The following is a 10399-nucleotide window of genomic DNA, read 5'->3' on the forward strand; positions in this document are numbered from 1 at the left end:
ACAACACCATATAGATTTTTTGTACGCCGCCGCCCGCCATCGAGCAGAGTTTTTACACCTAATTGGGGATGAAACAGCTCATGGCTGGCGGCGGTGTTGCCCTGATTGGCATCACCCTGATCCCCCTGCTGAGCGGTCTGTTCGGCTAATCTTTTCCGGGCGGCGTCTGCCGCCCCGTACATATTTACTTGCAAGTGTTTCCAGCCCCTCCGTGGCAAACGGATTCTTATCACAAGAGGAAACGCATTGCAAATCGAATATTCACCTTTATTCTGAAAGGACGGTGCTATTATGCAGATTCTGACTCACCTTATTTTTCTGCTCAACCTGCTCAAGACCCTTATCAACCATTTTTCTTGATAGGTGGTGGCGCTGAGTGGAAACAGTTCTCAAAGCGATCTCAGATTGGATCAAGTCGCTGCTGACAGCGGCGATCATGTCCAATCTTTCCGGCTTGTTTGATGATGTGAACACCCAAGTGGGCAACATCGCACAACAGGTCGGCACCAAACCATCCAGTTTTGAACCGAGAGTTTTTGCCATGATTGAAGCCCTCTCTCGAAATGTGGTGCTGCCCATTGCAGGCGTGATTTTGACCTTCATTGCCTGTTATGAATTGATTGAGATGATCACCCAGCATAACAACATGGCACAATTTGAACCTGCGCTGCTGATGAAATGGATCTTCAAAACTGCCATTTCGGTCTGGATGATCTCGAATACGTTTGACATCATCATGGCGGTGTTCGATGTGACGCAGCAGGTGGTGGCAAATTCCAGCGGCATCATCAGCGGCAACACACGGGTGAACGACATCGGGCTTTCCATGTTGCAATCCAGCATGATGCAGATGGACGTAGGACCCTTGTTCGGACTGTTCTTGCAGTCCTTCTTCATCGGTATCACCATGCGCATCCTGTCCATCGTGATTTTCGTCATCGTCTACGGAAGAATGATTGAAATCTACATGATGGTCAGTCTGGCTCCAGTGCCCATGGCAACATGGGGCAACCACGAGCAATCCCATGTTGGACAGAACTATCTCCGTTCTCTGTTTGCGCTGGGATTTCAGGGCTTCCTGATCCTGATCTGCGTGGCGATCTATGCCGTTCTGCTTCAGAATGTTGCCATATCCGGGGATGCCATCAACTCGATCTGGAGCATCGTGGGGTACACGGTGCTGCTATGCTTTACGCTGTTCAAGACTGGTTCCGTCGCCCGAAGCATTCTGGGCGCACACTAAGGAGGTGGAATTTTGGCAGCTTATATTTCCGTGCCGCGCGATTTCAGCAAGGTGAAGTCCAAAGTAGCCTTCAACCTGACCGCCCGGCAGCTTATCTGTTTTGGTGCAGCGGCAGTCGTAGGGGTGCCGCTGTTTTTTGTTCTGCGGGACACCGCTGGCAATTCCGGTGCTACCCTCGGCATGATGGCGGTCATGCTGCCCATGTTCTTTCTGGCCATGTATCAGAAGAACGGTCAGCCGGCTGAAAAGATCCTGCGGTACTACTTTCAGGCGCGCTTTGTTCGCCCGAAGGTGCGTCCGTACCAGACCCGCAATTACTATGCACTGCTTGTGAAGGGAGATGACGCCCATGATTCCGTTTCTGAAAAAGAATAAGGACGGCAGGAAGCCGCCCAAGTCCACGGTGCCCCGCACGGCACAGGAGAGCATTCCGTTCCAGCGGATGTTTGAGGACGGTACCTGCCGTGTCCGTCCCGGCTACTACACCCGCACCATCCAGTATCAGGATATCAACTATCAGTTGGCGCAGCAGGAGGACAAGACCGCCATCTTTGAGGAATGGTGCTCTTTTCTCAACTTTTTCGACAGCTCTATCCACTTTGAACTGTCTTTCGTGAATACCGCCACCGATTCGGCAGACTTCGAGAAGTCCATCCGCATCCCGTACCAGCAGGATGGCTTTGATGATGTGCGAGCCGAGTACAGCCAGATGTTGCGGCAGCAGCTTTCCAAGGGCAACAACGGTCTGACCAAAACGAAGTTTCTGACCTACGGCATCGAGGGCGACAGCATGGCGCAGGTCAAACCTCGGCTGGAGCACATCCAGAACGACCTGATGAACAATTTCCACCGGCTTGGCGTTCTGGCAAAGCCGCTGGACGGTACGGAACGTCTGCGGCTGATGCACGGGATGTTGAACATGGATGGAGCCAACAAGTTCCACTTCAACTGGAAAGACCTTGTGCCCAGTGGTCTGTCCGTAAAGGATGCCATTGCCCCCACTGCGCTGGCGTTTAAGAACAGCCGCACCTTTCAGATGGGCGGCATCTTCGGAGCGGTCAGCTTTCTGAATATCACGGCTTCTGACTTGAGCGACCAGTTGCTGAAGGATTTTCTGGACATGGATTCCAGCCAAATCGTTACCATGCACATCCAGTCCGTTGACCAGAACAAGGCCATCAAAACCATCAAGCACACCATTACCGAACTTGACCGCAGCAAAATCGAAGAGCAGAAGAAAGCCGTCCGCGCCGGATATGATATGGACGTGTTGCCGTCAGACTTGGCGACTTATGGGCGGGATGCAAAAGCCCTGCTGAAAGAATTGCAGTCGCAAAACGAGCGTATGTTTCTTGTTACTTTTCTGGTGCTGAACACCGGGAAAACCGAGCAGGAACTGGAAACCAACGTGTTTCAGGCGGTCAGCATTGCCCAGAAGCACAACTGCGAACTGTGCCGCCTTGATTTTCAGCAGGAGCAGGGGCTTATGTCCTCGTTGCCGCTGGCAGACTGCCAAATCGAGATCCAGTGCGGTCTGACCACCAGCAGCACGGCAATCTTTGTACCGTTTACCACACAGGAGTTGTTCGACAATGGCGAGGAAAGCCTGTATTATGGCTTGAACGCCCTGTCCAACAACCTGATTATGGTTGACCGCAAAAAGCTGAAGAACCCCAACGGTCTGATTTTGGGCACTCCCGGTTCCGGTAAATCCTTCAGCGCAAAGCGTGAGATCTGTAATGCGTTCCTCGTGACGGACGATGATATCATCATCTGTGACCCGGAATGTGAGTACGCTCCGCTGGTGGAGCGTCTGCATGGGCAGGTCATCCACATCAGCCCTGCCAGCACCCAGTATATCAACCCGATGGACATCAACAGCAACTACTCGGAGGAGGACAACCCGTTGGCTTTGAAAGCCGACTTTGTGCTGTCCCTGTGCGAACTGGTGGTCGGCGGCAAAGAGGGCTTGCAGCCGGTGGAAAAGACGGTCATTGACCGCTGCGTCCATGTGGTCTACCGCAAGTATTTCGAGAACCCCATCCCGGAAAATATGCCGCTGCTGGAAGACCTCTACAATGCACTGTTGACGCAAGACGAACCGGAAGCCCGCCATGTGGCGGCTGCGCTGGAAATCTACGTCAAGGGCAGTTTGAACATTTTCAATCACCACACCAACGTAGATATCAATAACCGCATCGTCTGCTTTGACATCAAGCAGCTGGGCAAGCAGCTCAAAAAGCTGGGTATGCTCATCGTGCAGGATGCCGTGTGGGGGCGTGTGACAGCCAACCGCAGTGCCGGAAAATCCACCCGGTACTATGCAGACGAGTTCCACCTTTTGCTGAAAGAGGAACAGACTGCGGCGTACAGCGTTGAAATTTGGAAGCGTTTTCGTAAGTGGGGCGGCATCCCGACAGCCCTAACGCAGAACGTCAAAGATCTGCTGGCAAGTCCCGAAGTATCAAATATTTTTGAGAATTCGGACTTCGTTTATATGCTCAATCAGGCGAACGGTGATCGGCAAATCCTCGCAAAGCAGCTCAATATCAGCCCGCATCAGCTTTCCTACGTTACCCACTCCGGCGAAGGTGAAGGGCTGCTGTTTTTCGGTAACGTGATCCTGCCCTTTGTTGACCACTTCCCGAAAGACCTTGAACTCTACCGCATCCTCACGACCAAGCTCAACGAGATCTCGGAGGGCGCACAGAAATGAGTGAACCGAAACTGATCATCAAAGAGGAATCGTCCGCAAAAAAGACCCGTTCTCCCCCGAAGAAACCCAAGGTGGAGCAGTCGGTGCCCAGAAAGAAAAAGCTGAAAACCGATGCAGATAAGGTTGCGGAAAGGGCGCAGCACCTGCGTTTTGGCAAAGCCGAGATCACCCCGGATGAAGCATCCCGCATGACAAAGCAGCAGAAACGTGCTATGTATGCCGCTGCTGCCGCCCGGTCTGCGGTGCATCGGGAGGTTGACCAGTACGAGGACGATAATGTGGGCACGCAGGCTTTAAGCGAGGGCGAAAAAGCTGCCGAGACTACCCACGATATTTCCAAGAGCCGTTACGCCAGAAAGCTGAAAAAGAAAGCCAAGATGCAGGGCAAGAAAGGGGCCCGAACCGCAAAATCTTCCGTGCAGAAGCCGCCTGCGGCACAAGATGCAGGCGCATCCGGCACCGGCGAGGGCAGTTCCAACTGGCTTTCACGCTGGAAACAGCGGCAAGAAATCCGTAAAAGTCACTATGCCGCCGCCCATTCGGGTACAGCGGCACAGACCGCAGGCGGCAAAGCGGTATCCAATGGCACCACTGCTGCGAAGTCTGGCATGGAACAGGTCATCGACAAAGGAAAATCGGTGGTCAGTACCGCAGTCAACGGCATTGCCAATTTTGCAAAAAGCAACGCGCACGTTCTTTTGATCGTGGGCGTTTTTCTTTTGCTCTTGCTGCTGGTCATGTCGGCATTTTCGTCCTGTTCCATTCTGTTTTCAGGCACCACGCAGGTATCCGGTCAGACCATTTACACCGCAGAGGACCGGGACATCCGGGGAGCCGAAACCGACTACAAGAAGCTGGAAAAGGAGCTGGACAAAAAGATCAAGCGCACCCCCACCGACCACCCCGGCTACAACGAGTACCAGTATCACCTTGACCCCATCGAGCATGACCCATGGCAGTTGACCTCTTTTCTCACGACTCTCTATGACGATTACACCCGGTCAGAGGTGCAGGGCAAGTTGAAGGAGACCTTCAAAAAGCAGTACAAGCTGACCACATGGGTGGAGGTGCAGATACGGTATAAGACCGTCTGGGTCATCAGTCCGGCAGGAATCCCAGTCCCTACGCAGGTGCCCTATGAGTACCGCATCTTCCACACCAAATTGGTGAATAAAGGGCTGGAAGTGGTTGTCCGGGAGGAACTGGACAACGACCAGTGGAAACGCTATGAGATCTTTCAGGATACGCTGGGTGGTCGGCCTTATCTGTTCAACGGCGGTCTGCCGCCCGGTGGCACCGATGGCTCCGGCACACCCGGCATCGACTATCAGGTTCCGGCAGAAGCCCTGACGGACAGCGAGTTTGCCGCTATCTACAAGGAGGCGCAAAAGTATGTGGGCACGCCCTACGTCTGGGGCGGTTCTACCCCGGAAACCGGGTTTGATTGCTCCGGCTACGTTTGCTGGGTCTACAACCAGAACGGCTACAATGTGGGGCGCACCACCGCCAACGGTCTGTGGAACAAGAGCCAGCACATTTCCGAAGCCGAAGCAAAGCCCGGCGACCTTGTTTTCTTTGAAGGAACGTATGATACGCCGGGGAAAAGTCATGTGGGCATCTACCTTGGAAACGGCAAGATGGTGTCTGCCGGAGACCCCATAAAGTATGCTGATATTCACTCGTCCTACTGGCAGAAATACCTGTCCGGTTTTGGACGGCTTTCAAAATGATTGGAGGAAGAAATGAGCGAAAAACTCGATAAACTGCGCGCTTCTCTGGAAAAGGAAAGGGAGCGTCGCATTAAGATCAACACTCGCATTGAAAGCCTTGAGCGGCGGATTCAGGAAGCAGAAGCTGCCGAGGTCAACGAGATGGTGCGCACCGCCAAGGTCACGCCGGAACAGCTTGCCGCCCTGCTGCGCCAGTCTGCAACTTCCACCCCGACCCCGGCTGCGCTGTCCGCAGTCGGTGCTACGTTCAACAAGGAGGAATCTGATAATGAAGATGATGAATAAGTTCTGTGCCCTGATGTTGTCGGTGGCACTGTGCGCTGGCATGGCGGCTCCTGCTTTTGCCTATGGCGGTGAGCCTGTGGAGGAAGTGGAACAGCCCGTCCTGACTTCTACCACCGATGAAGAAGATGTGGTCACCGTGACCGATGAGGAAACCGGTGCTCTGACCCCGGAGGGCAATCTGACGATGGTGGACGATTACCACACCAGTTATTCGGATGGCTCTGGCCAGCAGTTCATCACGCTGGTGTCGAAGTCTGGCAACACATTCTATCTGGTCATCGACCGCAACGACAAGGGGGAAAACACCGTTCATTTCATGAATCTTGTGGACGAAGCCGACCTTCTTTCCCTGATGGAAGATGAAGATGCCGATGCCTACACCGCTGAAAAAGAAGCGGCGGCGCAGGCAGAACAGGAGCACAAACAGGCCGAGGAGGATGCGAAAAAGGCTGCGGAAGAAGCGGCGGCATCCGGTTCTGAACAGACTGGTGGCAACAAAGTTACGAAGTATGCTGCTACGTTCTTAGGCGTACTGGCACTGGTCGGTTTGGTTGCTGGCGGTGGCATTTACACCTTTATGAAGCAGAAGCAGAAAAAGCAGGCAGAAAAAGAAGCCTTTGACCCCGATGCAAACTACACCGAGGACAAGGGCAATTTTGAAATCCCTGTAGAGGATGAACCGGAAGAAGCCGGTGAGGAGGATACGGCAGAAGAATAATTCTATTGGCGGCGTTTGCCGCCTTACATATTGCAATCCGAAACAGATTGGAGGGATTCTTATCGCAAAATTGATCGTGGCAGAAAAGCCATCGGTTGCCATTCAACCATAAGAGCCGCACATTCATATCCCTTATCCCGTGCAATTTGCGCAGCTGCCAACCATGCAAGCTGTGTATTATTTAACAAATTTCCAGATGCGCGTGTTTGATCTTCATCTTTCATCTTATCGATAAACTTATTTAATTCATCTATCGACATTCCCGAAAAATCAACATGATACTTATCATTCATGCTTTGAATAACAGGATTGCTAGCTTTACGGCTGCTTATGTTAGCAGCATAAGACACAGTATTTATCGAAAACAAAAAACACACTGAAAGAATTAATGATACGAACCTCTTCATAACGAACCTCCTTAAATTCTGTACTCTACTATATAAATTGTGTGCTTCTCATCATCCCAGACAACGAGACTAAAATTCACATCTTCAGAATGTAAAAGCAATGTATTCATTTCGGCTTCCGAGCGTAGTTCCTTATGCTGACTATTATCATAAAGAAAAAAATTTCCACTTGCAATTTCAGGAATCACAAAATCTAATCCAAAATATGACGACACATTTTTTAATATAGAAGATATGGTTGGAGAATCATTAATTTTCTCCCATGAATCGAGTTGATGAATAATTTTGGCTGCATCCACATCGTAGTATACCGCTAACATTATCCCATCATTTTGCAATCCGCCATAAGCCTCATATATCAACGATTCAGAGTATGTTGCTTTTCCAATTTTGAATTGTTTCAAATAATCTCGTTTTTCATATTTGCTTTTTCTTCCAAGCATAAAGCCCAAAAGCAAGCACAGTGCGACTATAGCTAGGTATCGGATAACTCGCGTTGGTCTCGCCTTTATAATTACCTCACACCTTTCTAACTTGCTGAAATATATAACAAACTCCACTTATCTACTGGTACTTCCGGTAATGGTTTCGCTCCGTCCATCGGAATAGCTAAAGGTCGCAGAATACTCAAGCCTATAAGATTTTCCGGGCTTAGTGTTAAAGCTACTGCTCACCATGCAGGTTGAGGTCGTGCTGCTGTTTGAGCAGCTACTTACTTTTTGCCATGTTCCAATTGTCCCCTTTTCATAGAGAACGCCTGAAACGCTGATTTTCTTTACTCCAGTTCGAGTCTGGGCATCAACCTGATAGTATGTTTGGTAAATAGATCCGTTGACCGTACTATCGCCTACATACCGTTCAGACTTTTCAGCGGCCATTGCGGTGCAGGCAAAGCTCAAGAGAATCACCGCTGAAACAACAATGGACAACAAACGCTTTTTCGACATAGACATACACCTCCGTTTTTTTGCTCCCATCAAGAGCCTTTGTATAATCAACGCAATTCGCATTCGCTTCGTTTCAATTTTCAGGAGAAAATTTTTCAAATTTTCCATCTTTGTAAGTTCAGACAAAAAGAAAGCCAGACATTTGTGAACTCTCACAAGTGTCCAGCTTTCTTAACGGATACCTTCCGCAATTTTCATAATCTCATCGTATGGAATGTTTCCCATAACGGTATGTGTAATCCCCCGATGTTCCCAACTTAGAGTATAAACATTCTTTCCATGTTCATCCGTACTGGTTCCAAGTACACCATCTGCTTCTCCGACCTTTACGGTTTCGTACACTGTATGCTCATTATCAAACAGGGACTGCTGCCCTGGCTGGATAATTGAGCAACGGACTGTGTAGCTTTCCTCTGTTTCTTTTGACGAGTAAACATGTAAAAAGTTTTCTGCTCGCTCAAATTTCTGCACATCGTCCATTTCAAAGCCGTTCGGCACATAATGGTCGCTGTATCCATCCGGGAGCCACTCCAGCGGTTCGCCATCCACCTGATAAGTCAGCTGCATCTCAATGGGCAGAAATTTTTGAATCATCGTATAGACTGCCCTGCGGAAATCAGCGCTGACCGCAAGAGCACCAACCGTCAGCATTACGAGTGTCAATGCCGCAATTAGTACTCGTTTCAACACTGGGTGGTGCTTTTTCTTCTTTAAGGCCTCTGTCATTCGTTCGTCCCATTGGGACGTATCTGGGTAGATTTCCTCAAACTGCTTTGGCGTTGGAAGCGAATCCAGTTCTCTTTGCGCATCTGCACGAAGTGCCATCATCAAAGCCGCATCAAATGAAATGTCTGTCCGCTCACTCATGGCTGTTCATCTCCTTCCATAATAGTTTTCGTCCTCGAAAGAGCCGTGTTCGTACCACTTCATCCGTTAATCCCAGCGATTTTGCAATCTCACGGTTTGTATATCCCATTGCCAAAAGGCGTAGCGGATCACGGTACATCGGTTTCATTTGGCCAATCAGTTCTGTTAGACGTTCAATGTTATCGGTGCTAACTGCTGCATCATCCGGCACCGGAGCGGCATCTGGTTCGTTTGGGACATCTTCCAGCAATTCTTCTCGTTGTTTGCGAAGCATATCATATGCACGGCTTCTACTACAACTAACGAGATAAGCAGCGAGTTCGTGACAGTTTTCTCGATGAATTTTAGAAAAATTTTTTGCAACGTACAAAAATACCTCTTGTAGCACATCCTCTGCCAGATACGAATCATCCATGATTTTGTAAGCGGTATGGTAAACCAGCCGTTTGTATGTATTGTACACCTCGGTAAAATCTTCTTCAAAGTTTCGATCATCAAGCACACTTAGATATAACGCAAGCAACGCAGTCACCTCTATTCACATTGATTGTGTGTAGTGTACCACGAACCAATAAAAATGTCGAATACAACCAACTTTTGAAAAGGAGCGTGATGCCATTGACCCAACCGAAAACCGATCTCGCCTATCTCCGCAGCGAGAAAGCCAAAGCAGAACAGCAGCTGCGCTACTACCAGCACCGGGAGAAAATTCTGGAACACCAGATACCGGAGCTGACCCGCAAGGCCCGTGTGCATCGGCTGTGTACCCGTGCCGGAATGCTGGAAAGTTTTCTGATTGCGCCGGAAGAACTCACCAACGATCAGGTGATGGAGCTGCTGAAAATCTCGTTCCGCCAGCCTGAAGTCGTGCTGGCACTTGCAAAGATGGTGCATGATGTTCACGAACGCAGCAACGTCCAAAAACCTTTAGAATAAAGGGCGCAATTATACACCGTTCCGGTGAAATTGCGGTTTTGCAGACGGCTCGATGAAATCGAAGCTGGCGTTTGTGCGCCAGCCCGATTCCATCCCAAGGAAAACTGCATTTTCCTTGCGCTGCTTTGCAGCTATCCTTTTGCGGCTCCCGCCTGAGATCGAAGCGCATGGCACTCCGTTCTAAGGCGGCGAGCAAAACCGAATACAATTCCAGACCGTTCACCAAGAGCAATCTTGCTGGGCGGTCTTTTTGTTTGGGGGTGATGCCTATTCCGTGTCCGCATTTCAAAATTACCATCGTCAAGCGCAGCCAAGGGCAGTCCGCTGTTGCCGGGGCCGCTTACCAAAGCGGCGAACGGCTGTTCAGCGAGTACGACCAGAGAACAAAATTCTACAACAAGAAGAAAGAGCTTGTCCACGCTGAGATCATGCTGCCATCCTATGCGCCGCCCGGATATGCAGACCGGGCGACCCTCTGGAACGCCGTAGAAGCTGTGGAGAACCAGTGGAACTCCCAGCTTGCCCGGCGCATCGTGCTGGCGTTCCCGGT

Annotated in this window: 13 protein-coding genes and 1 pseudogene; 9 read left to right on the forward strand and 5 right to left on the reverse strand. The window is 50.4% G+C overall.

Annotated elements, in window-relative coordinates:
- Window positions 1–65: 65 nt before the first annotated feature.
- The 7 genes and pseudogenes from DWY76_RS13345 to DWY76_RS13375 form a co-directional block, all read left to right on the forward strand.
- Window positions 66–149 (forward strand): annotated as a pseudogene (locus tag DWY76_RS13345) (Maff2 family protein); the annotation flags it as partial.
- Window positions 150–376: 227 nt separating this feature from the next.
- The gene (locus DWY76_RS13350) at window positions 377–1243 is read left to right on the forward strand and encodes a VirB6/TrbL-like conjugal transfer protein, CD1112 family (protein ID WP_044960452.1); all 867 of its coding nucleotides are present in this window, start codon (window positions 377–379) and stop codon (window positions 1241–1243) included.
- 12 nt (window positions 1244–1255) lie between these two features.
- A complete protein-coding gene (locus DWY76_RS13355) occupies window positions 1256–1618 on the forward strand; it encodes a PrgI family protein (RefSeq protein WP_044960449.1) in 363 nt (120 codons plus the stop codon).
- Window positions 1593–3959 carry a VirB4-like conjugal transfer ATPase, CD1110 family gene (locus tag DWY76_RS13360; RefSeq protein ID WP_120081576.1) on the forward strand — a complete coding sequence of 789 codons (2367 nt, stop codon included), beginning with the start codon at window positions 1593–1595 and terminating at the stop codon, window positions 3957–3959. The genes DWY76_RS13355 and DWY76_RS13360 overlap by 26 nt, the downstream gene beginning before the upstream one ends.
- Complete coding sequence (locus tag DWY76_RS13365; protein ID WP_120081577.1) at window positions 3956–5689, forward strand: C40 family peptidase; 1734 nt, start codon at window positions 3956–3958, stop codon at window positions 5687–5689. The genes DWY76_RS13360 and DWY76_RS13365 overlap by 4 nt, the downstream gene beginning before the upstream one ends.
- A gap of 12 nt (window positions 5690–5701) precedes the next feature.
- Window positions 5702–5974: a DUF4315 family protein gene (locus DWY76_RS13370; protein WP_015536499.1), complete on the forward strand. Its 273-nt coding sequence runs from the start codon at window positions 5702–5704 to the stop codon at window positions 5972–5974.
- Window positions 5958–6692 carry a DUF4366 domain-containing protein gene (locus tag DWY76_RS13375; RefSeq protein WP_120081578.1) on the forward strand — a complete coding sequence of 245 codons (735 nt, stop codon included), beginning with the start codon at window positions 5958–5960 and terminating at the stop codon, window positions 6690–6692. Before DWY76_RS13370 ends, DWY76_RS13375 begins: the two co-directional genes overlap by 17 nt.
- Window positions 6693–6751: 59 nt before the next feature.
- On the opposite strand, the gene DWY76_RS13380 is transcribed toward DWY76_RS13375, so the two are convergent.
- The 5 genes from DWY76_RS13380 to DWY76_RS13400 all read right to left on the reverse strand — a co-directional run bounded on the left by DWY76_RS13380 (window position 6752) and on the right by DWY76_RS13400 (window position 9445).
- Window positions 6752–7099 (reverse strand): hypothetical protein, encoded by a 348-nt coding sequence (locus tag DWY76_RS13380; RefSeq protein WP_243112056.1) that lies wholly within the window; start codon window positions 7097–7099, stop codon window positions 6752–6754.
- A gap of 11 nt (window positions 7100–7110) precedes the next feature.
- Window positions 7111–7503 (reverse strand): hypothetical protein, encoded by a 393-nt coding sequence (locus tag DWY76_RS13385; protein ID WP_223383318.1) that lies wholly within the window; start codon window positions 7501–7503, stop codon window positions 7111–7113.
- A 156-nt stretch (window positions 7504–7659) separates the two neighbouring features.
- Window positions 7660–8046: a hypothetical protein gene (locus DWY76_RS13390; RefSeq protein ID WP_223383317.1), complete on the reverse strand. Its 387-nt coding sequence runs from the start codon at window positions 8044–8046 to the stop codon at window positions 7660–7662.
- A gap of 171 nt (window positions 8047–8217) precedes the next feature.
- Window positions 8218–8913, reverse strand: a complete 696-nt coding sequence (locus DWY76_RS13395) for a DUF4367 domain-containing protein (RefSeq protein ID WP_005924698.1) — start codon at window positions 8911–8913, stop codon at window positions 8218–8220.
- Window positions 8906–9445 (reverse strand): sigma-70 family RNA polymerase sigma factor, encoded by a 540-nt coding sequence (locus DWY76_RS13400; RefSeq protein WP_223383315.1) that lies wholly within the window; start codon window positions 9443–9445, stop codon window positions 8906–8908. The genes DWY76_RS13395 and DWY76_RS13400 overlap by 8 nt, the downstream gene beginning before the upstream one ends.
- 80 nt (window positions 9446–9525) lie before the next feature.
- Here DWY76_RS13400 and DWY76_RS13405 point away from each other — a divergent pair, with 80 nt between their 5' ends.
- Together DWY76_RS13405 and DWY76_RS13410 are read left to right on the forward strand one after the other, a co-directional pair.
- Window positions 9526–9849: a DUF3847 domain-containing protein gene (locus DWY76_RS13405; RefSeq protein WP_055191833.1), complete on the forward strand. Its 324-nt coding sequence runs from the start codon at window positions 9526–9528 to the stop codon at window positions 9847–9849.
- Window positions 9850–10118: 269 nt separating this feature from the next.
- Window positions 10119–10399, forward strand: a 281-nt coding sequence (locus DWY76_RS13410) for a MobA/MobL family protein (protein WP_165852643.1), incomplete at its 3' end; no start/stop codon positions are given.

It is taken from the genome of Faecalibacterium sp. AF27-11BH (assembly GCF_003603005.1).
GTDB classification, from domain to species: domain Bacteria; phylum Bacillota; class Clostridia; order Oscillospirales; family Ruminococcaceae; genus Faecalibacterium; species Faecalibacterium taiwanense.

Bases quoted from the DNA above. Each gene is read 5' to 3' on its own strand.
- DWY76_RS13375 (WP_120081578.1), top strand. From the start codon at position 5,958: ATGAAGATGATGAATAAGTTCTGTGCCCTGATGTTGTCGGTGGCACTG.
- DWY76_RS13390 (WP_223383317.1), bottom strand. From the start codon at position 8,046: ATGTCGAAAAAGCGTTTGTTGTCCATTGTTGTTTCAGCGGTGATTCTC.
- DWY76_RS13405 (WP_055191833.1), top strand. From the start codon at position 9,526: ATGCCATTGACCCAACCGAAAACCGATCTCGCCTATCTCCGCAGCGAG.
- DWY76_RS13380 (WP_243112056.1), bottom strand. From the start codon at position 7,099: ATGAAGAGGTTCGTATCATTAATTCTTTCAGTGTGTTTTTTGTTTTCG.
- DWY76_RS13370 (WP_015536499.1), top strand. From the start codon at position 5,702: ATGAGCGAAAAACTCGATAAACTGCGCGCTTCTCTGGAAAAGGAAAGG.
- DWY76_RS13395 (WP_005924698.1), bottom strand. From the start codon at position 8,913: ATGAGTGAGCGGACAGACATTTCATTTGATGCGGCTTTGATGATGGCA.
- DWY76_RS13365 (WP_120081577.1), top strand. From the start codon at position 3,956: ATGAGTGAACCGAAACTGATCATCAAAGAGGAATCGTCCGCAAAAAAG.
- DWY76_RS13360 (WP_120081576.1), top strand. From the start codon at position 1,593: ATGATTCCGTTTCTGAAAAAGAATAAGGACGGCAGGAAGCCGCCCAAG.